Consider the following 25,364-nt stretch of genomic DNA (forward strand, 5'->3'; position numbering starts at 1 on the left):
AGCGGGCTGCGGGCGGGACAGGATGGGGACATGGGATTCCACGTCGACTCCGAGACCGGGCGGCTGCGCCGCGTCATCCTGCACCGGCCCGATCTGGAGCTGAAGCGGCTCACTCCGAGTAACAAGGACGCTCTTCTCTTCGACGATGTGCTCTGGGTGCGCCGGGCCCGCCAGGAGCACGACGGCTTCGCGGACGTGCTGCGCGACCGCGGGGTCGAGGTGCACCTCTTCGGCGATCTGCTGCGCGAGTCGCTGGCGATTCCGCAGGCGAGACGGCTGGTACTGGACCGGGTCTTCGACGAGAAGGAGTACGGGCCGCTGGCCACCGGGCATCTGCGCGAGGCGTTCGACGAGCTGTCCGCCGCCGAGCTCGCCGAGGCGCTGGTGGGCGGTATGACCAAGCGGGAGTTCCTGGAGCGCCATGCCGAGCCGGTGTCCGTCCGGTTCCACGTGATGGATCTGGACGACTTTCTGCTGGGCCCGCTGCCCAACCACCTCTTCACGCGTGACACCTCTGCCTGGATCTACGACGGGGTGTCCATCAACGCGATGCGCTGGCCCGCCCGGCAGCGCGAGACGGTCCACTTCGAGGCGATCTACCGCCACCATCCGCTCTTCGCGGGCCCCGAGGCCGGGCGGTTCCACACCTGGTCGAAGGGGCAGAGCGACTATCCCTCGACCATCGAGGGCGGGGACGTGCTGGTGATCGGCAATGGTGCGGTGCTGATCGGGATGAGTGAGCGGACGACTGCGCAGGCGGTGGAGATGCTGGCGCGCGGGCTCTTCGCGGCCGGTTCCGCACGGACGATCGTGGCGCTGGACATGCCCAAGCGCAGGGCCTTCATGCACCTCGATACGGTGATGACGATGGTCGACGGAGAAACCTTCACTCAGTACGCCGGGCTCGGCATGCTCCGCTCGTACACGATCGAGCCGGGCGCCGGTGAGCAGGAGCTGAAGGTGACGGACCACCCGCCGGAGCACATGCACCGCGCCATAGCGGCCGCCCTCGGCCTGGACGGGATCCGGGTGCTGATGGCCACCCAGGACGTGCACGCGGCGGAGCGCGAGCAGTGGGACGACGGCTGCAACGTCCTGGCGGTCGAGCCGGGCGTGGTGGTGGCGTACGAGCGCAATGTCACCACCAACACGCATCTGCGGAAGCAGGGCATCGAGGTGATCGAGATTCCCGGCAGCGAGCTGGGGCGGGGGCGGGGCGGGCCTCGGTGTATGAGCTGTCCCGTGGAGCGCGATGCCGTATAGTGATGCGTTCAATCGCATATACTTACAGTGTCCCCGCCTTCCGTCACCCAGGAGCAGTCACCATGGCGACAGACCTCGCAGGCCGCCACTTCCTCAAGGAGCTGGACTTCACCGCCGAGGAGTTCCGCGCTCTGGTGGACCTCGCCGCCGAGCTCAAGGCCGCCAAGAAGGCGGGCACCGAGGTCCAGCGGCTGCGCGGGCGGAACATCGCGCTGATCTTCGAGAAGCCGTCGACGCGTACGAGGTGCTCCTTCGAGGTGGCGGCCGCCGACCAGGGTGCCTCCACGACGTACATCGACCCGGCGGGCTCGCACATCGGCAAGAAGGAGTCGGCGCGGGACACGGCACGGGTGCTCGGCCGGATGTTCGACGCGATCCAGTTCCGAGGGGACGCCCAGGAGACGGTCGAGACGCTCGCCGCGCACGCGGGCGTGCCGGTCTACAACGGCCTCACCGACGCCTGGCACCCCACTCAGATGCTCGCCGACGTCCTCACCATGACCGAGCACACCGACAAGCCCCTTGAGCGGACGGCTTTCGCCTATCTGGGTGACGCCCGGTACAACATGGGCAACTCCTACCTGTTCACGGGCGCGCTGCTCGGCATGGACGTACGGATCGTGGCCCCCAGGGCGTACTGGCCGGCCGACGCCGTCGTCGCCCTCGCGCACCGGGCCGCCGAGCGCAGCGGGGCCCGGATCACCCTCACCGAGGACATCGCCGAAGGCGTGGCGGGCGCGGACTTCGTCGCCACCGACGTCTGGGTGTCGATGGGCGAGCCCAAGGAGATCTGGGCCGAGCGGATCAAGGCGCTGGCGCCCTACGCCGTGACCATGGACGTCCTGCGTGCCACCGGCAACGCGGACGTCAAGTTCCTGCACTGCCTGCCCGCCTTCCACGACCTCGGCACGGCGGTCGCCCGCGAGATCCACGAGCAGTACGGCCTGGCCGAGCTCGAAGTCACCGACGAGGTCTTCGAATCCGCGCACTCGGTGGTCTTCGACGAGGCGGAGAACCGTCTGCACACCATCAAGGCGGTCATGGTCGCGACGCTTACGGGAACTCCGGCAGGGGCGGACGCGCCGGCAGCGTGAACCACACCGCCTTGCCGTGCGCGGTGGGGCGGTGGCCGCAGGCCGAGCTCAGGGTGCGGATCAGCAGCAGGCCCCGGCCGTGCTCCTGCCACGGGTCGGGCTCGTAGGCGGGTTCCGGGGCGCCGAGGTCGCCCGGCGGCAGCGGGGAGCGGTCGTGGACCTCGACCTGGCAGCCCGACTCCAGCAGCTCGACCACCAGCTCGATGGGCTGGTCGGCGGCGGTGTGCTCGACGGCGTTGGCCACCAGCTCGGCGGTGAGCAGTTCGGCGGTGTCGCTGTCGGCGGGGGCGTCGATGTCCGCCAGTGCGGTACGGATCAGGGCGCGGGCGATGGGGACGGCGGCGTCGGTGTGGGGGAGTGGGATACGCCAAGAGGTCGGGGCGCGGGCGGCGCCGGTGGGGTCGGGCACGGCGGGGGTTTCCGTTCGGTCGCGTGAAGCGTCCGGGGCGCGGGGGGATGCGCGGGGCGCTGCTACTCCCCCCAACTTTACGAACGGGGGCAAGGGGCCGGACAGAGGCCCCTGGCAGGCGGTGAAAGGGACGTGCGGCGCGCCGTGGGAGGCCTTTCGCCCTGCCTTTCGCCCCGCCCTTTGCCCTGCCCTTCGCCCCGGCGGTGCCGCTCGCCCGCGCGGGCGAGCCCGCGCCGCACCCCGGTCGCACGCTCGCCCGGACGTACGTGGACGGGCCCGCGCCCCTGCCGCCTCTCCATATCGCGCACTCGTGACGACAGTCACACATGAGTGATATCTTCGGAGTGCAGGCATCTGTCAGCCCGCTGAGGAGGCCGCACTCCATGAGCCCGTTCCCCAGCTCCGCACCCCGCACCGAAAACTGGCGCCACCTGCGGCTTTCCATGGCGGACGGGGTGGCCACCGTCACCCTTGCCCGCCCCGAGAAGCTCAACGCGCTCACCTTCGGGGCTTACGCCGACCTCCGCGATCTGCTCGCCGAGCTCGCCCGGGAGCGGGCCGTGCGCGCCCTGGTGCTCGCGGGCGAGGGGCGCGGCTTCTGCTCCGGCGGCGACGTCGACGAGATCATCGGCGCCACGCTCTCCATGGACACCGCCCAGTTGCTCGACTTCAACCGGATGACCGGCCAGGTCGTACGGGCCGTGCGCGAATGCCCCTTCCCGGTGATCGCGGCGGTCCACGGCGTCGCGGCCGGTGCGGGCGCGGTTCTCGCGCTGGCCGCCGACTTCCGTATCGCCGATCCCTCCGCCCGGTTCTCCTTCCTGTTCACCAAGGTCGGCCTCTCCGGCGGCGACATGGGCGCGGCCTATCTGCTGCCGCGCGTCGTCGGGCTCGGCCACGCCACCCGTCTGCTGATGCTCGGCGAGCCGGTCCGCGCCCCCGAGGCCGAACGGATCGGCCTGCTCAGCGAGCTCACCGAGGAAGGGCAGGCCGACGCGCGCGCCGCCGAGCTCGCCCGCCATCTCGCGGCCGGACCCGCCCTCGCGTATGCGCAGACCAAGGCCCTGCTCACCGCCGAACTCGACATGCCGCTCGCCGCCGCCGTCGAACTCGACGCCGCCACCCAGGCCCTCCTGATGAACGGGCAGGACTACGCCGAGTTCCACGCCGCCTTCACCGAGAAGCGGCCCCCGAAATGGCAGGGGCGCTGAGCCGTGCCCGGGCACGGCGACAGCGGCCCCGACCCCGCCGAGCGACCGCTGCGGATCGCGGTCATCGGCGGCGGCCCCGGCGGGCTGTACGCCGCCGCACTGCTCAAACGGCTGCGCCCCGAACGCGAGATCACCGTCTGGGAGCGCAACGCCCCCGACAACACGTTCGGCTTCGGAGTCGTCCTCTCCGACGAGACCCTCGGCGGGATCGAGCACGCCGACCCCGTGGTGTACGAGGCGCTGAAGGCCGAGTTCGTCCGGTGGGACGACATCGACATCGTCCACCGGGGCCGCACCCTCACCTCCGGCGGGCACGGCTTCGCCGCGCTCGGCCGGCGCAGGCTCCTGGAGATCCTGCACCAGCGCTGCCGCGCGCTCGGCGTGGGACTGCGCTTCCGCACCGAGGCGCCGCCCGCCGCCGAACTCGCCACCGGCTACGACCTGGTCATCGCGGCCGACGGCGTGCACAGCGCCACCCGCGAGGCGCACGCCGAACACTTCGCGCCCCGCGTCACCGGCCACCGCTGCCGCTACATCTGGCTGGCCGCCGACTTCGCCTTCGACTCCTTCCGCTTCGAGATCGCCGAGACCGAGCACGGCGTGATGCAACTGCACGGCTATCCGTTCGCCGCCGACTCCTCCACCGTCATCGTCGAGATGCGCGAAGAGGTCTGGCGGGCGGCCGGGTTCGACGAGCTCGACGAGCAGGGGTCGGTCGACCGCTGCGCCAAGATCTTCGCGGACGCCCTGGGCAACCGGCCGCTGCGGAGCAACAACTCCTCCTGGACCGTTTTCCGTACCGTCGTCAACGCGCACTGGTCGTACGGCAACACCGTCCTGCTCGGCGACGCCGCCCACACCGCGCACTTCTCCATCGGCTCCGGCACCAAGCTCGCCGTCGAGGACGCCCTCGCCCTGGCCGCCTGCGTCGAGGAGCAGCCCACCCTGCCGGCCGCCCTGGCCGCGTACGAGCTGGAGCGCAGACCGATCGTCGAGTCCACCCAGCGCGCTGCCGCCGCCAGTCTGCGCTGGTTCGAGGAGCTGGCGCTCTACCTCGACCAGCCGCCCCGGCAGTTCGCCTTCAACCTGCTCACCCGCAGCCGCCGGGTCACCCACGACAACCTGCGGCTGCGCGACTCCGGCTTCACCGGCGCGGTCGAGCGCGACTTCCCCTGCCCCTCCGGCACTCCTCCGATGTTCACCCCCTTCCGGCTGCGCGGGCTCGAACTGCGCAACCGTGTCGTCGTCTCTCCCATGGACATGTACCGCGCCGTGGACGGTCTCCCCGGCGACTTCCACCTCGTCCACCTCGGTGCCCGGGCCCTCGGTGGCGCGGGCCTGGTCATGACGGAGATGGTGTGCGTGAGCGCGGAGGGCCGCATCACGCCGGGATGCACCGGTCTCTACACCCCCGAGCAGGCCGCGGCCTGGCACCGGATCGTCGACTTCGTGCACCGGCAGGCCCCCGGCACCGCCATCGGCATCCAGCTCGGCCACTCCGGGCGCAAGGGCTCGACCAAGCTGATGTGGGAAGGCATCGACGAACCGCTCGACGACGGCAACTGGCCCCTCGCCGCCGCCTCACCGCTCCCTTACCGCCCCGGTGTCAACCAGGTCCCGCACGCGCTCGACCGCGCGGGGCTGACCGACATCCGCGAGCAGTTCGCCGCGGCGGCCTGGCGGGCCGCCCGCTGCGACTTCGACCTGCTCGAACTCCACTGCGCCCACGGCTACTTGCTCTCCGGATTCCTGTCCCCTCTCACCAATCAACGCACGGACTCCTACGGTGGTTCCCTCGCCAACCGGCTGCGTTTCCCGCTGGAGGTGTTCGACGCGCTGCGGGGCATCTGGCCCGACGACCGGCCCATGACCGTCCGTATCTCCGCGACCGACTGGGCGCCGGGCGGCACCACCGCCGAGGAGTCCGTCGAGATCGCCCGTGCGTTCGCCGCGCACGGCGCCGACGCCATCGACGTGTCCACCGGGCAGGTCGTCGCACAGGAGCGGCCCGAGTTCGGCCGCTCGTACCAGACGCCGTACGCCGACCGCATCCGCAACACGCTCGGCGTGCCCGTCATCGCGGTCGGGGCGATCTCGTCCTGGGACGACGTGAACTCGCTGCTGCTCGCGGGCCGGGCCGACCTCTGCGCCCTCGCCCGGCCCCATCTCTACGATCCGCACTGGACCCTGCACGCGGCCGCCGAGCAGGGCTACTCCGGCCCCGGGGCGCCCTGGCCGCCGCCGTACCGGGCGGGCAGCCGCAGGCCTCCGACCGGGCGCACGGACGCGCCCAGACCGCGGCTCAGCCTGAAGTGAGCCGCGAAGGGAGGCGCGAAGGGAGGCGCGGCTCACAGGAAGATGACACGACGTGGGAACCATTCGGCCCGCTGGTTAGTTTCTACAGCGTTGTAGAAGTGACTATCGAGACCAGATGGAGACCTCATGGCCCTGTGGGACCGCTTCAAGGAGTCCGCGTCGACCATGCAGACGCAGCTGCTCGCCAAGAAGAACGACCTGAAGAGCGGTGCGTTCCGGGATGCCAGCATGGCGATGTGCGCCCTGGTCGCCGCGGCCGACGGCACCGTCGACCCGTCCGAGCGGCGCCGCGTCGCGCAGCTCATCTCCACCAATGAGGTGCTGCAGAACTTCGCGGCCGACGACCTCCAGCGCCGCTTCGACGACTATCTGAACAAGCTCGCCGCCGACTTCGACTTCGGCAAGGTCAGTGTGTTGCAGGAGGTCGCCAAGGCGAAGAAGAAGCCCGCCGAGGCGCGCGCGGTGATCCAGATAGGCATCGTCATCGGCGGCGCCGACGGCGACTTCGACAAGACGGAGCAGGCCGTCGTGCGCGAGGCCTGCTACGCGCTGGACCTGGCGCCGACCGAATTCGACCTGTAGGAGCGGCTGTTCCGTGAGCGGAGCCGCCCCTCGGGGCGGCCCCTCACAGCACGGTCGCGGCCTTCAGCACCGTGAAGAGCGTCACGGTCGCGTTCGCCGACACCAGCGCCGAGACCGCCGCGCCGACCGCGGCGGTCCACAGCGCGAGCCCGGCCGCCGTCCACGCGGGCGGCAGCGCGGGCGCCGGCGGCACCGGGCCGAGCAGCGCCGCCACCCGGCGCGGCACCGGCCCGGCCACCGCGAACCCCGCCAGCGCGGTCGCCGCGCCCCGGCCCGCCGCCGGGCGCGACACCAGCGCGGCCTTGCCGATGGCCCGGGCCACCGTCCTGCGGTCGCCCACCGTCCGCGCCGCGTCCTCGTCCGCCCAGCGCTCGGCGGTGTACGCCACGGCGGTGCGCAGCGGGCGCAGAAACGGGTTCGCGCGGGCCGCGAGCCCGGCCACCAGCAGGAACCGGTGGTGGCGCGCCGTCAGATGCGCCTCCTCGTGCGCGATCAGCGCCTGCCGCTCGCGCGCGTCGAGGCTCTCCAACATCGCGCGCGAGACGACGATCCGCCCGTGCGCCCCGGCCGCACCGCGCCCGCCCGGCAGCGCGTACGCATAGGCCCGCGCGTCGTCCGGCAGCACGGCCAGCCTGCCCTCGGGCAGCCCCGCCAGCGCCCGGGCCGCGCGCGTGCGCACCCGCCGGTGCAGCCACACCAGGTGCGCGCACGCCCCGGCGACCGCCACCAGGAGCGGGATCGCGGCCCGGCCCACCACCTCGTCGTACGGCAGCACCGCCCGTACCTCGGGGTCGGCCCACGCGTCGGGCAGCGGATTGCCCGGCAACTGGGCCGTGCCCACCACCATCAGCAGCATCAGGCACAGGGTGCTGCACAGTGCGAGCACGCCACCGACCGCCGCGAGCAGCCACGTCGCCGCGCGCGGATGCAGCTGCTGCTCGGCCAGCCGGGCGATCGGCCAGGCGGTCAGCGGCAGGACGAGCGGCAGAAAGACGAACACACCCACCGTGTCAGTCCCCGGTCTCCGCCTCGGCGCCGTCCACGCTGTCCAGCAGCGCGCGCAGCAGCCGCTCGTCGTCGGGCGAGAGTGCGGTGACGAAGCTGGCCAGTACCGCGCCCCGGTCCCGTTCGCCGTCCAGTACCTTGCGCATCCGCAGCGCCGCGAGCCCGGCCTCGTCGGCCGCCGGCGTCCACACGAAGGAGCGCCCCGCGCGCTCCCGGGTCACCGACTGCTTGGCGTGCAGCCGCGACAGGATGGTCACGACGGTGGTGTACGCGAGCGCTCCGCCGATCCGCTCCCGCACCCAGCCGGCGGTCACCGGCCCCGCCGCGTTCCGCAGCGCCGCCAGGACCTGGGCCTCCAGCTCACCCTGCCCCCGCCTGCGGGCGCGCCTGTCCTCATCCGTCACTTCGTCATCCTACTGAGGGGCCCCGGCAACGCCTGGCCGTCAGCCGTCAGCCGTCAGCCGTCAGCCGTCAGGCATCCGGCATCCGGCATCAGCCGTCAGTCCCTCCGGCCCCCGGCTCCCGCCGTACGAACGCCGCCCCCGCGTCCCGCAGCCGGGCGTGCAGTCGGCGGAACACCTCTGCCGACCGCTCGCCCGGCCAGTCGGGCGGCAGCAGGGCGGCGGACAGGCCCGGGTCCGCGTACGGCAGGCGGCGCCAGGAGTCCAGGGCGAGCAGATAGTCCCGGTAGGCCTCCTCGGGCGGCACTTCGGACGACGTGTGCGCACGCGTCTCCCAGGCCCGCAGCGCGGGCTCGTGCAGCCCCAGGAACTCGTCGTGCTGCTTGGCGATCGCCGCCAGGTCCCACCACCGGGCGACCGCCTCGGCCGTCGGTGCGAAGCCCAGGTGCTCGCCCCGGAACAGGTCGACGTACGGGGCGAGTTGGAGCCGTTCCAGGGTGTGCCGGGTCTCGTCGTACAGCCGCGCCGGGGCGATCCACACACCGGGCGCCGCCGTGCCGAAGCCGAGCCCCGCCAGCCGGGAGCGCAGCACATGGCGCTTGTTGCGCTCCGACTCGGGGACCGAGAAGACGGCCAGCACCCAGCCGTCACGCGCGCGTGGCCGCGCGTGCGGGTAGATGCGGCGGTCGCCGTCGTCGAGCAGCTGGCGCGCGTCGGCGGACAGGGCGTACCCGGCGGCGCCGCTCGCGGTGCGCTCGGGCACCAGGAGCCCGCGCCGTTTGAGCCGGGAGACCGACGACCGTACGGACGGGGCGTCCACGCCCACGGCGGCGAGCAGGCGGATCAGCTCGGCGACCGCGAGGGAGCCGGCCGTCTCGCGCCCGTACGCGCCGTAGAGGGTGACGATCAGGGATCGGGGTGTGTGCTGCTCGGCCACGTGATCACTCTAGGGCCCGCAGCCGGAAGCGCTGCAGCTTGCCGGTCGGTGTCCGGGGGAGGGCGTCCAGGAAGACGACCTCGCGCGGGCACTTGTAGGGGGCGAGTTCGGCTTTCACGTGGTCGCGCAGCAGCCCGGCCGTGGCCTCGCCGCCCACCACCCCGTCGCGCAGTACGCAGTACGCCACTACCACCTGCCCGCGTGCCTCGTCGGGGCGGCCGATCACGGCTGTCTCCACCACGTCGGGGTGGCGCATGAGCGCGTCCTCCACCTCCGGGCCCGCGATGTTGTACCCGGCCGAGATGATCATGTCGTCGGCGCGTGCGACATAGCGGAAGTAGCCGTCGGGCTCGCGCACATAGGTGTCGCCGGTGAGGTTCCACCCTCCTTTGACGTACTCCGACTGGCGGGGGTCGGCCAGATAGCGGCAGCCGACCGGTCCGCGCACCGCGAGCAGACCCGGCTTGCCGTCAACCACCGGTTGACCCGAGGCGTCGACCACGCGCGCGTGCCAGCCGGGCACCGGCTTCCCGGTGGCGCCCGGTCTGATCTCGTCGTCCGCCGCCGAGATGAAGATGTGCAGCAGCTCGGTGGCGCCGATGCCGTTGATGATGCGCAGCCCGGTGCGCTCGTGCCAGGCGCGCCAGGTCGAGGCGGGCAGGTTCTCCCCGGCCGACACACAGCGCCGCAGCGCCCCCACGTCGTACCCGTCGAGCTCGTCCAGCATCGCCCGGTAGGCGGTCGGCGCGGTGAACAGGACGGAGACCTGGTGCCGGGCGAGCGCGGGCAGCAGCTGCTTGGGACCCGACTGTTCGAGCAGTAGCGAGGAGGCGCCCGCCCGCATCGGGAAGATGACCAGGCCGCCCAGGCCGAAGGTGAAGCCGAGCGGCGGGCTGCCCGCGAAGACGTCGTCGGGCCGGGGGCGCAGGACGTGATGGGCGAAGGTGTCCGCGATGGCCAGCACGTCCCGGTGGAAGTGCATACAGCCCTTGGGGCGGCCGGTGGTGCCCGAGGTGAACGCGATCAGTGCGACGTCGTCCGCCGCCGTCGCCACGGCCGTGAACGGCCCCCGGGCCGTGGGCGCGTCGGCGAGGCGCAGCAGGTCGTCGGCCGTACTACCCCCGTAGGGGGTGATGCGAAGGCCCGGTACGGCGGCCTTCTCCAGGTCCTGAAGCGACCGCGCGTCGCACAGGGCGTGTCCGATCCGGCCGAGTTCGCAGATGGTGGCCAGCTCGTTCGCCCGCTGCTGGGCGAGGACGGTGACGGCCACCGCGCCCGCCTTCATCACCGCCAGCCAGCACGCGGCCAGCCACGGTGTGGTCGGCCCGCGCAGCAGCACCCGGTTGCCGGGGACCACACCGAGCTCGGTGGTGAGGGCGTGGGCGATCCGGTCGACCCGGGCGCGCAGCTCGCCGTACGTCCAAGGGGCGCCCTCCGGCGTGTGGAAGACCGGCCGGTCCGCGCCGAACCGTTCGATCGTGCGGTCCAGGAGCTCGGCACCGCAGTTGAGCCGCTCGGGATAGTGCAGCTCGGGGAGGTCGAAGACCAGTTCCGGCCACTGATCGGCGGGCGGCAGATGGTCGCGGGAAAACGTGTCGGCATGCGCTGAGGTCTTCAGCTCCATACGGGATCGCCCCCTTGTCGCATCTGGAGCGTATCGTTTGGATGACGACAGTCAACGGTTCGCGATAAGAGTCGCTCGGTGTGAACACAGGCGTGAAAACAAGAGTCGGTCGACCGGAACACGGCGGGGACACAGCGAGACTGGACGCGAGACGAGAGGGACCGCCATGCCCGCATTCGCGCTGGAGCCGGAGCAGCAGGAGTGGTGCGCATGGCTGCGCACCACCGCCGAGGAGCGGCTGCGGCCCCTTGCGGACAAGGGTGACCCGGGGCGCGTGAACCGGCCACTCGTCGCCGCCCTCGGCGAGCTCGGGCTCCTGGAGCGGCTGTTCGCCTCGGGCGCCCTCGACCTCTGTCTGATGCGCGAGTCGCTGGCGTACGCGTGCACCGAGGCGGAGACCGCGCTCGCCCTCCAGGGGCTCGGCGCCCACCCGGTCGCCGCGCACGGCAGCGAAGCGCAGCGGGCCCGCTGGCTGCCCGAGGTCACCGCGGGGCGGGCCGTCGCCGCCTTCGCGCTGAGCGAGCCCGACGCCGGCTCCGACGCGGCCGCCCTCGCCCTCAAGGCCGAGCCGGACGGCGGCGGTTGGCGGCTGAGCGGCGAGAAGTGCTGGATCTCCAACGCCCCCGAGGCCGACTTCTGCACCGTGTTCGCCCGGACCACCGAGGGGGCGGGGGCGCGGGGTGTGACCGCCTTCCTGGTCCCCGCCGACCGGTCCGGGCTGAGCGGCGCCGCCCTTGACATGCTCTCCCCGCATCCGGTCGGGACGCTCGTCTTCGACGGGGTGCGCGTCGGCGCGGACGACGTCCTGGGGGAGCCCGACCGGGGCTTTCGCGTCGCCATGGGCACGTTGAACCTGTTCCGGCCGAGCGTCGGCGCGTTCGCGGTCGGCATGGCGCAGGCGGCGCTGGACGCGACCGTCGCCCACACCGCGTGCCGCACCGCGTTCGGCGGCCCGCTCAAGGACCTCCAGGCGGTCGCCCACCAGGTCGCGGAGATGGCGACCCGCACGGAGGCGGCGCGCCTGCTGGTGTACGGGGCGGCCGCCGCGTACGACAGGGGGGCGCCGCAGGTCCCCAAGTACTCGGCGATGGCCAAGCTGCTCGCCACGGAGACCGCGCAGTACGTGGTGGACGCGGCCGTCCAACTGCACGGCGCGCGGGCGCTGCTCCGGGGCCATCTGCTCGAACACCTCTACCGCGAGGTGCGCGCGCCCCGGATCTACGAGGGCGCGACCGAGGTGCAGCGCACGATCATCGCGAAGGAGCTGTACCGATGAGCCTCCACCGGGTGAACCCCGCCGAACTCTCCCCGGCCACCGGCTTCAGCCACGCCGTCGTCGCCACGGGCGGGCGGCTGGTGTTCCTCGCGGGCCAGACCGCGCTCGACGCGGACGGCAAGGTGGTGGGCGAGACGCTGCCCGAACAGTTCCGGACCGCTCTCACCAACCTCCTCGCCGCGCTCGCCGCCGCCGGAGGCACCCCGGCCGACCTGGCCCGGGTCACCGTGTACACCACGGACGTCGCGGACTACCGCGCGAGGGCCCATGAACTCGGCCTCATCTGGCGCCGCCTGGCCGGGCGCGACTACCCGGCGATGGCGGTGATCGGCGTCGTGCGGCTGTGGGACGAGCAGGCGCGGGTGGAGCTGGACGGGTTCGCGGTGCTGGACTGACGGCCATCGGCTGACCACATCGGCGTCACCCTGAGGTGACGGGCGGGGAAATAGGGGCTGCACAAGGCTTGTCAGTGCCATTTCACATTACTATGTTACAGGTCACACGGACGGCTCGTCAGATCCCCAAGTGCCTTGCGGAACAGGGCGATTCACCCCCTTTTCGGGGCGGCCTCGTCATGCCTCGGCACACCGCACCACCTGACAGCCGCAGCCGCAGCACACGCATCCCGCACCGCCGCGCCACCCCCAACTCACCTCCCACACAGGAGACTTCGGTGTCCAAGCTCAGATCCGCGCGCAAGCCGCTGCTCGCCGCCGCCGTCGCGGCGACCCTGCTCGTCACCGCCGGGCAGGCCGCACAGGCCGCGCAGGCCCCGCACCCCGCCAAGGCCGACGCCTCGCGCGCGCTCCCCGCCACCTTCGGTGCGCGGCCCGCCCCGGCCGCCGCCAAGGGGGCGAACCCCTTCGACGAGGTGGACCGCCTCGCCAAGCCGATCAAGCAGACGGCCCGTCAGCTGCCCGCCCCCGGCGGCCAGCAGGACGGGCGCATAGCCGGGCCGCAGACCCGTGCGGTCGTCCCGGCCGCCCACTCCGCGCTGCGCGCCGCCGGGGTCCCCTGCACCCTCGACGGCATCACCGGTCTGAGCCCGCAGGGGCTCGCCGACTTCCTCACGGACCCGGCCGTCACCGCCGACGGCTGTCTGCGCGGGCTCGTCTGGACCTGGGACGCGCGCCTCGCGCCGGTCATGTCCGACGCGCATGTGCAGGCCGTCGCCCACCGCGCCACCAGCCTCGCCGCGTCCCACGACGGCAAGAACAGCAGCCATCTGCTCGAACTGTTCACCTACCTCCACGCGGTCGCGTACCAGGACTACGGGCGCGACGAGATAGACGTCACCGACCAGCCCACGGTCGACGCGACGCGCGAGGCCGTCGCCGCCCTCGGCTCCGCCGCGCACACCTTCGACGTCACCCCGCAGAACGCCCAGACCCTGCGCGAGGCGCTGTACGCGGCGAGCGCGCCGGGGCTTCGCCAGCACCAACTCCCCCTGATCAAGCGGGTCCTGGCGACCATGGCGCCGGGCACCCCGACCGCTGCCAGCACGGACTGGGCCGGTGCCGCGCTCGCCGCGCTCTCCGTCAACTACCTCGGCGTCTACCCGGGCAACAAGGACACCGCGTTCCAGGCCGCCGCGGCCGCCGACCCCGCCTACCGCGCCGCCTTCCGCGCCTTCTCCGGCTACACCCACCTCAAGGGCACGGCCAACGCCTGGGTGGTCCGCGACGCGATGTCGGAGTACGGCCGCTTCGGCCAGATCGACGCCGTCAAGAGCCAGATCGTCCCCGACCTCGGTGCCCTGCTGCCGACCACGCAGACGAACTTCGGCAAGATGAGCGCACCCTGGTTCTCGCTCGCGAGCTGGCTCAACGTCTACAACCAGTGCGCCACGTACAACGTGTGCAAGGACCAGATCGAGAAGCAGATCTTCACCCACACGTACAAGTACGACAACGGCGCCATCGAGGTCCGCACCGCTCTCGACCAGGCCACCGTGGACCAGCTGTACTACGCGAGCAAGCAGGTGAAGTCGCAGTTCTTCCGGGTGCTCGGCACCGACAAGCCGCTCGCGGGCGACACCAACAGCACCCTGCACATCCACCTGTACGCCTCGCGCTCCGACTACGAGGTCTACCAGCCGTTCCTCACCGGCTACTCCACCAGCAACGGTGGGATGTACATCGAGGAGGGCGCGACCTTCTACACCTACCAGCGCAGGGTTCCGCAGGACTCCTCGCTCACCTTGGAAGAGCTCTTCCGGCACGAGTACACGCACTACCTCAACGGCCGCTGGGCGGTGCCCGGGACGTTCGGGAAGGGCGCCTGGTACACCGGCGACCGCACCACCGCCATGGACGAGGGGACCGCCGAGTTCTTCGACGGCGGCACCCGGGACGACGGCATCGCCGTGCGCAAGTCGCTGGTCAAGGGCGTCATCAACGACACGGCGGGCGGCGGCCCGCGCATGAGCGTCGACCGGCTGCTGCACGCCACCTACGACGGCGACGGCTTCCGCTTCTACAACTACGCGGGAACGTTCTTCGAGTTCCTGTGGAACGAGCGGCCCTCGCTGCTGCGGGAGATGTACGGGTACCTGCGCGCGGACGACCCGGCGGGCTTCGACGCCTGGCGCAACCGCATGGGCCGGGACGCGGGCCTGCAGGCCGCGTACAACGCGTTCCTGGACGCGCAGATAGCCAAGGTGGACACGCTGTACGTGCCCGACACCAAGTACACCCCCAACGCGAAGTTGAAGTACTCGGCCCTGTCGGGTGTGCGCACCGCGTTCGCCAAGTCCACCTACAGCCAGCCGGACTGCGTCGAGAACGGCGACCCGGGCAAGCGCCGCTTCACCTGCACCGGGAAGATCACCGCGAACCTGGCCGACGCGAACGACCCGGACCAGGTCTTCGAGGACATGTCCGAGACCGTCGACTACTTCCTCCTCGACCGGGCGGAAGAGGGCGGCAACAACCTCGCCGACATGAACTGTTCCTTCGGAACAGTGGACATCTGGTCCACCAAGAAGGCCGGCACCTCCAGTTACTCCTGTGAGGGCCCGCTGCGCAGCTGACGTCCCACCCTCTTGGGGCCGGGGCGACTCCGACCGCTCCGGCCCCTTGGTCCTCCTAGAAGAATGTGACATATTACTGTGGTGCCCAAGAGACACCCCCTGGACGCCGTGATCGTCGGCGCCGGAGTAGTCGGTGCGGCCTGCGCGTACTACGCGGGGCGCTCCGGACTCCGCGTCGCGGTGGTCGACCGCGGTCCCGTCGCGGGCGGCACCACGGGTGCGGGGGAAGGCAATCTGCTCGTCTCCGACAAGGAGGCGGGCCCCGAGCTCGACCTCGCGCTGCTGTCCACCCGACTCTGGCGCGACCTCGCTCACGTCCTCCCACCGGAGATCGAGTACGAGCCCAAGGGCGGTCTCGTCGTGGCGCCCGACGAGGCCGCCCTCACGGCGCTGCGCGCGTTCGCCGAGGAGCAGCGCAAGGCCGGTGTGCAGGCGCGCGAGATCACCCCGGACCGGCTGTACGACCTGGAGCCCCACCTGGCCCCGGGCCTGGCGGGCGGCTTCCTCTACCCGCAGGACGCCCAGGTCCAGCCCGCCCAGGCGGCGGCGCAACTCCTGCGCGCGGCACGCCAGTTCGGCGCCGAGATCCACCTCGGGCAGGAGGCCGAGGAGGTCCTCACCGGGCCGGGCGGCCGCATCCGGGGCGTGCGCACCCCGCAGGGCGACCTGTTCGCCCCGGCCGTCGTCAACGCCGCCGGGACCTGGGGCGGCGAGGTCGCGGCCCTCGCCGGCACCGCGCTGCCGGTGCTGCCCCGCCGCGGCTTCGTCCTGGTCACCGAGCCGCTGCCGCGCCTGGTGCGGCACAAGGTGTACGCCGCCGACTACATCGCGGACGTCGCCAGCGGCTCGGCCGCGCTGCAGTCCTCCGCGGTGGTCGAGGGCACCGCCGCGGGCCCGGTCCTGATCGGCGCGACACGCGAGCGGGTGGGCTTCGAACGCGCCCTGTCCACCGAGGCGCTGCGCCGCCTCGCCGCCCAGGCCGCCGCCCTGTTCCCGGTCCTCGCGGGCGTCCGCGCGATCCGTACCTACCACGGCTTCCGCCCCTACCTCCCCGACCATCTGCCCGCGATCGGCCCCGACCCCCGGGTCCCGGGCCTGCTGCACGCGTGTGGTCACGAGGGCGCGGGCATCGGCCTCGCACCGGCCACCGGCCTGCTGATCGCCTCGGCGCTGCGGGGCGAGCGAACCGCCCTTGACCTCCGACCGTTCAGGCCCGACCGTTTCGCGACGGGGAAGTACGCGGGCGAGCACGAGCGGGGAGTCGGCTGATGGCGAAGGTGTACGAACCGGAGGGCGGCTCCGAAGCGAACCGCCCCTCCCCGCGGGGTGCCTCCTCGCCCGCCGCCCTCGTCCGGGCGGCGCCCGACCCCGCGTTCACCGTCACCTTCGACGGCCGGACGCTCACCGCCCTGCCCGGACAGAGCATCGCCGCCGTGTTCTGGGCCGCCGGGATCCTCTCCTGGCGCACCACGCGCGCGGGGGGCGAGCCGCGTGGCGCGTTCTGCGGGATCGGCTCCTGCTACGACTGCCTCGCCACCGTCAACGGCCGCCCCAACCAGCGCGCCTGCCTCGTCGCGGCCCGCCCCGGCGACGTGATCACCACCCAGGAGGGCACGGGCCATGCCGACCTCGCCGTCTGACCTCGCCGTCGTCGACCTGGCCGTCGTCGGCGCCGGGCCCGCCGGGCTCGCGGGCGCCGTGGCGGCGGCCGACCTCGGCCTGGGCGTCACGGTCCTGGACGCGGGGGAGCGGCCCGGCGGGCAGTTCTACCGGCACCCCGCGCCGGGCCTGCGCGCCGCCCGGCCCGAGGCGCTGCACCACGACTGGGAGGCGTTCGCCACGCGCGCGTCCCGGCTCGAAGCCCACTGCCGCGCCGGCCGCGTCACCCACCTCGCCGCCCACCACGTCTGGACGGTGGTCCGGGACGCGGCCACGGGGGAGTGGCTGCTGCACGCGGTCGCGAGCGGCCCCGGCGGCGAGGAGGCCCCGGCCATGGTCCGGGCGCGGGCGGTGCTGCTCGCGACCGGCGCGTACGAGCGCCAACTCCCCTTCCCCGGCTGGACCTTGCCGGGCGTCGTCGGTGCGGGCGGGGCGCAGGCCATGCTGAAGTCCGGCCTGGTGCTGCCCGGCAGGCGGGTGGTGGTGGCGGGCAGCGGTCCGCTGCTGCTCGCCGTCGCCGCATCGCTCGCGGCGGCCGGGGCCACCGTCCCGGCCGTGGTCGAGGCGTCCGCGTACACCTCGTACGCACGCGAACTGCCCGCGCTCGTCCGAAACCCCGGCAAACTGGGCGAGGGGGCGCTGTACGGCGGCGGGCTGCTGCGGCACCGGGTGCGGCTGCTGACCCGGCACGCGGTGACGGCCGCGCACGGCACCGACCGCGTCGAGGCCGTCACGGTGTCCCGGCTCGACCGCGACTGGCGGCCCGTGGCGGGCAGCGAGCGCCGTATGCCGTGCGACGCGCTCGCGGTCGGCCACGGGCTCGTCCCCCAGCTGGAGCTGGCGACCGGCCTGGGCTGCGCCACCCGCCGGGCGCCCGACGGCACCCTCGCCCTGGACCTCGACCCCGCGCAGCGCACTTCCGTGCCCGGGATCTGGGCGGCGGGGGAGACCGGCGGCATCGGGGGCGCTCAACTGGCCCTGACAGAGGGCGAGTTGGCGGCCTCGGCGATCGCGTACGAGCTCCACGGGACCCCGCGCCCGCGCCGGGCCGCCGCCCTGGTGCGGCGGCGTGCGCGGCTGCGCCGGTTCGCCGACGCGATGGCGGCCGCGCACCTGCCCGGGGACGGCTGGACCGGATGGCTGGACGACGCGACCCTGGTGTGCCGCTGCGAGGAGGTCCCGGCGGGGCGGATCAGGGAGGCCGTGGCGGACCTCGGCGCGCACGATGCCCGGAGCGTGAAACTGCTGACCAGGGCCGGGATGGGCTGGTGCCAGGGCAGGATGTGCGGCCCGGCCGTGGCCTGCCTTGCGGGCGGCGGCCCGGCCGAGGACCGGCGGCCGCTGTCCTGTCCGGTGGAGCTCGGCCGGCTCGCCCAACTGCCCCCGTCCGTAAGCTGACGGCAGCCGTCATCACCCGGTGCGGCTCTTGTGGTCGACGTACAGCGTTCAGTAAAATGTCACACACCACATTAGGGAGTCACCGATGACGTCTGCCCAGACCGCCGTGTCCGCCCGCTCCTCCTCCGCCCGGCAGCCCTGGCGCGGCATCATGGTCGCCACCGCCCTGCCCCTGCGCGACGACCTGTCCGTCGACTACGACGCCTACGCCGCCCATGTGCGCTGGCTGATCGACAACGGCTGCGACGGTGTCGTGCCGAACGGCTCCCTCGGCGAGTACCAGACCCTCACCGACGAAGAGCGCAGCCGCGTCGTCCAAGTCGCCGTGGAGGCGGCGGGCGACGGGGACCGGGTGATGCCCGGCGTCGCCGCGTACGGCAGCGCCGAGAGCCGCCGCTGGGCCGAACAGGCCGCCGAGGCGGGCGCGGGCTCGGTCCTGCTGCTCCCGCCGAACGCCTACCGCGCCGACGAGGCCGCGGTGCGCGCCCACTACGCCGAGGTGGCCCGGGCCGAGCTGCCGGTCGTCGCGTACAACAACCCGTACGACACCAAGGTCGACCTGACGCCCGCGCTCCTCGCCCAGCTGCACCGGGACGGCAGTATCGTCGCGGTCAAGGAGTTCAGCGGGGACGTGCGCCGGGCGTACGAGATCGCCGAACTCGCCCCGGAACTCGACCTGTTGATCGGCGCCGACGACGTGCTCCTCGAACTCGCCCTCGCTGGCGCGGTCGGCTGGGTCGCCGGGTACCCCAACGCGCTGCCCGCGGCCTCGGTCGCCCTCTACCGCGCCGCCGTCGCCGGGGACCTGGAGAGCGCGCTGCCGCTCTACAAGTCACTGCACCCACTGCTGCGCTGGGACTCGAAGACCGAGTTCGTGCAGGCCATCAAATTGTCGATGGACATCGCCGGACGGCCCGGCGGACCGGTCCGCCCGCCGCGCGCCGCGCTCGCCGGGGACCAGGAGTCCGCGGTCCGCGCGGCCACCGAGAAGGCACTCGCGGAAGGACTTCGCTGACCATGCGCACACGTCACGTCTACCACGCGGTCGACTCGCACACCGAGGGCATGCCGACCCGGGTGATCACCGGCGGGGTCGGTGTCGTCCCCGGCGCGACCATGGCCGAGAAGCGGCTCCACTTCCTCGACCACCTCGACCACCTCCGCACGCTGCTGATGTACGAGCCGCGCGGCCACGCCTCCATGAGCGGCGCGATCCTCCAGCCGCCCACCCGCCCCGACGCCGACTACGGCGTCCTGTACATCGAGGTCTCCGGGCTGCTGCCGATGTGCGGCCACGGGACGATCGGCGTGGCCACCGTGCTGGTCGAGACCGGCATGGTGACGGTGACCGAGCCGGTCACCACGGTCCGCCTCGACACCCCCGCCGGTCTGGTGAGCGTCGACGTCCAGGTGCAGGACGGCGAGGCGAAGTCCGTCACGTTCACCAACGTGCCCTCCTTCTGCCTCGGACTCGACCGCAAGGTGGAGGTGCCCGGCCACGGCACGGTCACCTACGACATCGCGTACGGCGGGAACTTCTACGCGTTCGTCGACCTCGACGACCTCGGGCTGCCCTTCGACCGGGCGCGCAAGGACGACCTGCTCGCCGCCGGGCTCGCGATCATGGACGCCATCAACGCGACCGACCGGCCGGTGCACCCCGAGAACCCCGGGATCGGCGGCGTCAAGCACGTCTACCTCACCGCGCCCGGCTCGGACGCGGTCCGCTCCCGGCACGCCATGGCGATCCACCCGGGCTGGTTCGACCGCTCCCCGTGCGGCACCGGCACCTCCGCCCGGATGGCACAGTTGCACGCCCGGGGCGAACTCCCGCTCCACCGCGACTTCGTCAACGAGTCCTTCATCGGTACGGAGTTCACCGGCAGGCTGGTCGAGGAGACCACGGTCGGCGGCCTGGTGGCGGTGGTGCCGACGGTGACCGGACGCGCCTGGATCACCGGGACGGCCCAGTACTTCCTGGACCCGGCCGACCCCTTCCCGGCGGGCTTCCTGCTGTGAGCGCCCCCGTGGACGTGCCCGGCCAGGACCTCGTCCTGGTCGGCGCGGAGGAGCTCGCACGCCTGCTCACGCCCGCCGCGGCCGCCGAGGCGGTGGCGGACGTGCTGCGCGGCGGGTTCGACCCCGAGTCGGATCCGCCGCGCGTCAACCTGCCGGTCGCGGCAGGGGAGTTGCTGCTGATGCCCGCCGCCGCCGGGGCGTACGCGGGGGTGAAGATCGCGGGCGTCGCCCCGGCCAACCCCGCGTGCGGTCTGCCCCGGATCACCGGCAGCTATCTGCTCCTGGACGGCGCGACCCTGCTGCCGCTCGCCCTCCTCGACGGCGCGGCCCTGACGACCCTGCGCACCCCGGCCGTCTCCGCCGTCGCGCTCGCGCATCTGGCGGCTCCGGACGCGGCCCGCCTCGTCCTGTTCGGCGCGGGCCCGCAGGCGTACGGCCATCTGCGAGCGGCCCTGGCCGTACGGGAGTTGAAGGAGCTCACCGTGGTCGCCCGCAGCCCCGAGGCCGTCGAGGCGCTGGTGGCGTACGCCCGTACGCTCGGCGTGGAAGCGCGCGGCGGCAGCCCGGACGACGTCCGCGACGCCGACCTCGTCATCTGCTGCACCACCGCGCGCGAGCCGCTGTTCGACGGCCGGCTGGTCGCGGACGGGGCCACCGTGGTCGCGGTCGGCTCGCACGAACCGGGCGCCCGGGAAACCGACTCGGCGCTTGTGCGGCGCTCGGCGGTGTACGTGGAGTCGCGGGCGGCGGCCCTGCGCGAGGCGGGCGATCTGCTGATCCCGCTGAACGAGGGCGCGATCGGGCCCGGTCAGATGGCGGGCACCCTCGCCGAGCTCGTCAACGGGCGGGCCTCTGTCCCACCCGACCGCCCCCGCCTCTTCAAAAGCGTGGGCATGGCCTGGGAGGATCTGGCCGTGGCGGCCGCATGGCACCGTGCACGGTGCAACCCGAGCGAGCAACGTGACATTGTACGCTGAGCCTCCGCGGATTCACGGAGGAAGTGCCATGGGCGACCTGAAGCAGCGCAATCTCATCACGGCCCAGGAACGCCTGCGCGACCAGGTCGCCCACGCCCTGCGCGCCGCCCTGGTCGCCGGTGAACTCCGCCCGGGCAACATCTACTCCGCCCCGGGGCTGGCCGCGGACTTCGGCATCTCGGCCACCCCGGTCCGCGAGGCGATGCTGGACCTGGCCCGCGAAGGGCTCGTCGAACCCGTACGGAACAAGGGCTTTCGCATCACCGAGGTGAGCGAGCGCGACCTCGACCAGTACACGGAACTGCGCGCGATGATCGAGGTGCCCACCGTCGGCAAGGTGACGCAGCTGGCCACCGTGGAGCAGCTGGAGGCACTCCGGCCGGTCGCCGAGGAGATCGTCGCCCACGCGCGCGAGCACAACCTCATCGGCTATCTCGACGCCGACCGCCGCTTCCACCTCCAGCTCCTCGGCCTCGCCGGGAACGAGCGGCTCGTCGAGACCGTCGGCGACCTGCGCAAGCGCTCCCGCCTCTACGGACTGACCAGGCTGGATGAGCGCGGCCAGCTCATCTCCTCGGCCGAGGAGCACATCGAGCTCCTCGACCTGATGGTGGCGGGCGACGAACTCGCCGCCCAGGAGTGCATGGCCCGCCACCTCGGCCACGTCCGCTCGCTCTGGGCGCAGGCCCGCGACGAGCCCGTCGAGCCGCGCCCCAAGCGCACGCTGGGCAACCGCTGACCTGCGCACGGTGACGACTGCGGGGCAGCGGCGGGCCGTTGGGGCGGCCGGGACTTGATCGACTGGTGAGGCCCAGGGGCCGGGCTTAGTGTCGAGAGGTGGACGAGACGTCCACCGCCCCTCGTGCGAGGGCAAGGTCCGCCATGACGAGTTCTCAGCCGACACCCACGACCGCCACCGCCGCCCCCGACAGCAAGGGCGGCGGCAAGGGGATCGCGCTCCTGGTCATCGCCTCGTGCCAGTTGATGGTGGTACTCGACATCACCATCGTGAACATCGCCCTTCCGCACATCCAGAGCGCCCTGGACTTCTCCACGACCAGCCTGGCCTGGGTGGTGAGCGCCTACACGCTCACCTTCGGCGGGCTGCTGCTGCTCGGCGGCCGCACCGGCGACATCCTCGGCAGACGCCGGGTCTTCGTCTTCGGCGTCCTGCTCTTCGCGGTCGCCTCCCTCCTCGGCGGACTGTCCCAGAGCTCCGGCCAGTTGCTGGCCGCGCGCGCCTTCCAGGGCGTCGGCGGCGCCATCGCCTCGCCGACCGCGCTGGCCCTGATCACCACCACGTTCACCGAAGGCCCCGAGCGCAACCGGGCGTTCGGCGTCTTCGCGGCGGTCTCCGCGGGCGGCGGCGCGATCGGCCTGCTCGCGGGCGGCGTCCTCGTCGAATGGCTCGACTGGCGCTGGGTGTTCTTCGTCAACGTGCCGATCGCGGTGCTGATCGCGCTGGCGACACCCCGGTACATCCAGGAGTCCGAGCGCCATCCGGGCCACTTCGACTTCACCGGCGCGCTCACCTCGACCCTCGGTATGACCGCGCTGGTCTACGGCTTCATCCGGGCCGCCCAGGAGGGCTGGCGCGACCCGTACACGCTGGGGTCCTTCGGTGCCGCCGTACTGCTGCTCGTCATGTTCTTCCTGGTGGAGCGGCGTTCGGAGCGGCCCATCACCCCGCTGCACATGTTCGCCGACCGCAACCGCGCGGGCACCTACGGCATCATGCTGAGCCTCGCCGCCGCGATCTTCGGCATGTTCTTCTTCCTCACGCTGTTCGTGCAGAACGTGCTGGGCTTCAGCCCGCTGAAGGCCGGGCTCGCCTTCCTGCCGGTCAGCGCCGTCATCGCGGTGGGCGCGGGGATCGCCTCGCAACTGCTGCCGAAGTACGGCCCCAAGCCCTTCATGGTGACGGGTTCGGTCCTGGCCGCGGTGGGTCTGTCCTGGCTGACGCTCACCGACGTCCACTCCACGTACGCGGGCAGCATCCTGGGCCCGATGCTCGTCTTCAGCCTCGGCATGGGGCTGAACTTCGTCTCGCTGACGCTGATGGCCGTCTCCGGCGTGCCCGTGCACGAGACGGGCGCCGCCTCCGGCATGCTCAACGCCACCCAGCAGGTGGGTGGCTCGCTGGGCCTGTCCATCCTGGTCACGGTCTTCGGCACGGCCAGCCGCAACGAGGCGACCGACCAGGTGCCGAAGTTCCTGCACCAGGCGAGCCCCGCCGAGCGCCTGATGTTCGAGCGCACCGGCAAGCTCCCCCGCCCCTGGAGCGACCAGGTGCTCGCCTCCGGGGTCTCCACGGCCTTCATCGTGGCCGCGATCTTCACGATCGTGGCGGCGGTGATCGCCCTGCTGGCCATCCAGGTCCGCCCCGAGGACCTGGAACGCCTCCAGGGCGGAACGACCCCCGGTCCCTGAGGCCGCCCGGCGGGGACGATCTCAGGGACCGGGGACCAATGAGCGAGTCGTTACTAGATGTCCCGGAAGATCTCGATCTGCGCGCCCACCGAGTTGAGGCGCTCCGCCAGCTCCTCGTAGCCGCGGTTGATCACGTACACATTGCGCAGTACGGACGTGCCCTCGGCCGCCATCATTGCGAGCAGGACCACCACCGCCGGGCGCAGCGCGGGCGGGCACATCATCTCCGCCGCGCGCCAGCGGGTCGGACCCTCGACGAGCACCCGGTGCGGGTCGAGGAGCTGGAGGCGGCCGCCGAGGCGGTTGAGGTCCGTGAGGTAGATCGCGCGGTTGTCGTAGACCCAGTCGTGGATGAGGGTCTTGCCCTGGGCCACCGCCGCGATCGCCGCGAAGAACGGCACGTTGTCGATGTTGAGCCCGGGGAACGGCATCGGGTGGATCTTGTCGATCGGCGCCTCCAGCTTGGAGGGGCGGACCGTGAGGTCGATCAGCCGGGTGCGGCCGTTGTCGGCGGCGTACTCCGCCGAGCGGTCGTGGTCCAGGCCCATCTCCTCCAGGACCGCGAGCTCGATCTCCAGGAACTCGATCGGCACCCGACGGATCGTCAGCTCCGACTCGGTGACCACGGCGGCGGCGAGCAGGCTCATCGCCTCGACCGGGTCCTCGGACGGCGAGTAGTCGACGTCGACGTCGATGTTCGCCATGCCGTGCACGGTCAGGGTGGTGGTGCCGACGCCGTCGACCCGTACGCCGAGCGCCTCCAGGAAGAAGCAGAGGTCCTGGACCATGTAGTTGGAGGAGGCGTTGCGGATGACGGTGACGCCGTCGTGGCGGGCGGCGGCCAGCAGCGCGTTCTCGGTCACCGTGTCGCCGCGCTCGGTCAGCACGATCGGGCGGTCCGGGGCGGTCCGCGTCACCTCGGCGTGGTAGATGCCCTCGGTGGCCGTGATGTCCAGGCCGAAGCGGCGCAGGGCGATCATGTGCGGCTCGATGGTGCGCGTACCGAGGTCGCAGCCGCCCGCGTACGGCAGCCGGAAGCGGTCCATGCGGTGCAGCAGCGGGCCGAGGAACATGATGATGGACCGGGTCCGGCGGGCGGCCTCCGCGTCCATGCCGTCCATGTCGAGCTCGGCCGGGGGCACGATCTCCAGGTCGACGCCGTCGTTGATCCAGCGGGTGCGCACCCCGATGGAGTTGAGGACCTCCAGGAGGCGGAAGACCTCTTCGATACGGGCCACCCGGCGCAGCACCGTACGGCCCTTGTTGAGGAGCGAGCCGCAGAGCAGCGCCACGCAGGCGTTCTTGCTCGTCTTGACGTCGATGGAGCCGGAGAGCCGGCGACGGCCGACCACCCGCAGATGCATGGGCCCGGCGTAGCCGAGCGAGACGATCTCGCTGTCGAGTGCTTCGCCGATACGGGCGATCATCTCAAGGCTGATGTTCTGGTTCCCGCGCTCGATACGGTTCACGGCGCTCTGGCTCGTGCCCAGAGCCTCGGCCAACTGCGTCTGTGTCCAGCCCCGGTGCTGCCGGGCGTCACGGATGAGCTTGCCGATGCGTACGAGGTAGTCGTCTGACATGGCGGCAGGTTATCTCACATATGAGATGAGATTCCTGTTGGGGTGCGCCGTCAGGGTGAGGACTGTGTGAAGCAACGTCAGTTCTGATGGTCGGGCGGTGAGGGTGCCGGGGCAACCGGAGTGCGTCCGTCCGGGGCCCTCCGGGGCAGCCC

General features: G+C 72.3%; 22 protein-coding genes. 16 read left to right on the top strand and 6 right to left on the bottom strand.

The features are described from left to right. The first annotated feature begins 30 nt into the window (after positions 1–30). The gene (locus OG965_RS30375; RefSeq protein ID WP_371655224.1) at positions 31–1,263 is read left to right on the top strand and encodes an arginine deiminase; all 1,233 of its coding nucleotides are present in this window, start codon (positions 31–33) and stop codon (positions 1,261–1,263) included. Between the two features lie 62 nt (positions 1,264–1,325). Then, a complete protein-coding gene (gene argF, locus OG965_RS30380) occupies positions 1,326–2,357 on the top strand; it encodes an ornithine carbamoyltransferase (RefSeq protein WP_371655225.1) in 1,032 nt (343 codons plus the stop codon). Here argF and OG965_RS30385 read toward each other — a convergent pair. Beyond that, positions 2,317–2,766 carry an ATP-binding protein gene (locus OG965_RS30385; RefSeq protein WP_371655226.1) on the bottom strand — a complete coding sequence of 150 codons (450 nt, stop codon included), beginning with the start codon at positions 2,764–2,766 and terminating at the stop codon, positions 2,317–2,319. The two genes, argF and OG965_RS30385, sit on opposite strands and share 41 nt — an antisense overlap. 383 nt (positions 2,767–3,149) lie before the next feature. On the opposite strand from OG965_RS30385, the gene OG965_RS30390 reads away from it, so the two are divergent. The 3 genes from OG965_RS30390 (at position 3,150) to OG965_RS30400 (ending at position 6,875) form a co-directional block, all read left to right on the top strand. Beyond that, positions 3,150–3,977, top strand: a complete 828-nt coding sequence (locus OG965_RS30390) for an enoyl-CoA hydratase family protein (RefSeq protein ID WP_371655227.1) — start codon at positions 3,150–3,152, stop codon at positions 3,975–3,977. A 3-nt stretch (positions 3,978–3,980) separates the two neighbouring features. Continuing rightward, complete coding sequence (locus OG965_RS30395; RefSeq protein WP_371655228.1) at positions 3,981–6,293, top strand: bifunctional salicylyl-CoA 5-hydroxylase/oxidoreductase; 2,313 nt, start codon at positions 3,981–3,983, stop codon at positions 6,291–6,293. A 126-nt stretch (positions 6,294–6,419) separates the two neighbouring features. Further along, the gene (locus tag OG965_RS30400) at positions 6,420–6,875 is read left to right on the top strand and encodes a tellurite resistance TerB family protein (protein ID WP_371655229.1); all 456 of its coding nucleotides are present in this window, start codon (positions 6,420–6,422) and stop codon (positions 6,873–6,875) included. A 43-nt stretch (positions 6,876–6,918) separates the two neighbouring features. Here the strand turns inward: OG965_RS30400 and OG965_RS30405 are convergent, their stop codons facing one another. From OG965_RS30405 to OG965_RS30420, 4 genes are all read right to left on the bottom strand, one after another. Next, positions 6,919–7,881 carry a M56 family metallopeptidase gene (locus tag OG965_RS30405; RefSeq protein ID WP_371655230.1) on the bottom strand — a complete coding sequence of 321 codons (963 nt, stop codon included), beginning with the start codon at positions 7,879–7,881 and terminating at the stop codon, positions 6,919–6,921. A 4-nt stretch (positions 7,882–7,885) separates the two neighbouring features. After that, entirely contained in the window at positions 7,886–8,284 is a 399-nt protein-coding gene (locus OG965_RS30410) for a BlaI/MecI/CopY family transcriptional regulator (protein ID WP_371655231.1), read from the bottom strand. Positions 8,285–8,372: 88 nt separating this feature from the next. After that, complete coding sequence (locus tag OG965_RS30415) at positions 8,373–9,218, bottom strand: PaaX family transcriptional regulator C-terminal domain-containing protein (protein ID WP_371655232.1); 846 nt, start codon at positions 9,216–9,218, stop codon at positions 8,373–8,375. 4 nt (positions 9,219–9,222) lie between these two features. Continuing rightward, a complete protein-coding gene (locus OG965_RS30420) occupies positions 9,223–10,842 on the bottom strand; it encodes an AMP-binding protein (protein WP_371655233.1) in 1,620 nt (539 codons plus the stop codon). A 166-nt stretch (positions 10,843–11,008) separates the two neighbouring features. On the opposite strand from OG965_RS30420, the gene OG965_RS30425 reads away from it, so the two are divergent. The 11 genes from OG965_RS30425 to OG965_RS30475 all read left to right on the top strand — a co-directional run bounded on the left by OG965_RS30425 (position 11,009) and on the right by OG965_RS30475 (position 23,632). Beyond that, positions 11,009–12,118 carry an acyl-CoA dehydrogenase family protein gene (locus OG965_RS30425; protein WP_371655234.1) on the top strand — a complete coding sequence of 370 codons (1,110 nt, stop codon included), beginning with the start codon at positions 11,009–11,011 and terminating at the stop codon, positions 12,116–12,118. Further along, entirely contained in the window at positions 12,115–12,513 is a 399-nt protein-coding gene (locus OG965_RS30430; RefSeq protein ID WP_371655235.1) for a RidA family protein, read from the top strand. Before OG965_RS30425 ends, OG965_RS30430 begins: the two co-directional genes overlap by 4 nt. A gap of 278 nt (positions 12,514–12,791) precedes the next feature. Beyond that, entirely contained in the window at positions 12,792–15,149 is a 2,358-nt protein-coding gene (locus tag OG965_RS30435; RefSeq protein WP_371655236.1) for a collagenase, read from the top strand. An 81-nt stretch (positions 15,150–15,230) separates the two neighbouring features. After that, the gene (locus OG965_RS30440; protein WP_371655237.1) at positions 15,231–16,418 is read left to right on the top strand and encodes an NAD(P)/FAD-dependent oxidoreductase; all 1,188 of its coding nucleotides are present in this window, start codon (positions 15,231–15,233) and stop codon (positions 16,416–16,418) included. Continuing rightward, the gene (locus tag OG965_RS30445) at positions 16,418–16,789 is read left to right on the top strand and encodes a (2Fe-2S)-binding protein (RefSeq protein ID WP_371655238.1); all 372 of its coding nucleotides are present in this window, start codon (positions 16,418–16,420) and stop codon (positions 16,787–16,789) included. Before OG965_RS30440 ends, OG965_RS30445 begins: the two co-directional genes overlap by 1 nt. Further along, a complete protein-coding gene (locus OG965_RS30450) occupies positions 16,770–18,206 on the top strand; it encodes an FAD-dependent oxidoreductase (protein ID WP_371655239.1) in 1,437 nt (478 codons plus the stop codon). The genes OG965_RS30445 and OG965_RS30450 overlap by 20 nt, the downstream gene beginning before the upstream one ends. Positions 18,207–18,291: 85 nt before the next feature. After that, positions 18,292–19,221, top strand: coding sequence for a dihydrodipicolinate synthase family protein (locus tag OG965_RS30455; protein WP_371655240.1), 930 nt, complete (start codon positions 18,292–18,294; stop codon positions 19,219–19,221). 2 nt (positions 19,222–19,223) lie between these two features. Further along, entirely contained in the window at positions 19,224–20,225 is a 1,002-nt protein-coding gene (locus tag OG965_RS30460) for a proline racemase family protein (protein WP_371655241.1), read from the top strand. Then, positions 20,222–21,202: an ornithine cyclodeaminase family protein gene (locus OG965_RS30465; protein WP_371655242.1), complete on the top strand. Its 981-nt coding sequence runs from the start codon at positions 20,222–20,224 to the stop codon at positions 21,200–21,202. The genes OG965_RS30460 and OG965_RS30465 overlap by 4 nt, the downstream gene beginning before the upstream one ends. Positions 21,203–21,230: 28 nt before the next feature. Beyond that, entirely contained in the window at positions 21,231–21,941 is a 711-nt protein-coding gene (locus OG965_RS30470; protein ID WP_371655243.1) for a GntR family transcriptional regulator, read from the top strand. Positions 21,942–22,084: 143 nt separating this feature from the next. After that, positions 22,085–23,632, top strand: coding sequence for an MFS transporter (locus OG965_RS30475; protein ID WP_371655244.1), 1,548 nt, complete (start codon positions 22,085–22,087; stop codon positions 23,630–23,632). Positions 23,633–23,685: 53 nt separating this feature from the next. On the opposite strand, the gene OG965_RS30480 is transcribed toward OG965_RS30475, so the two are convergent. Continuing rightward, positions 23,686–25,212: a helix-turn-helix domain-containing protein gene (locus tag OG965_RS30480; RefSeq protein ID WP_371655245.1), complete on the bottom strand. Its 1,527-nt coding sequence runs from the start codon at positions 25,210–25,212 to the stop codon at positions 23,686–23,688. Positions 25,213–25,364 lie beyond the last annotated feature (152 nt).

Source organism: Streptomyces sp. NBC_00224 (assembly GCF_041435195.1).
GTDB lineage: Bacteria > Actinomycetota > Actinomycetes > Streptomycetales > Streptomycetaceae > Streptomyces.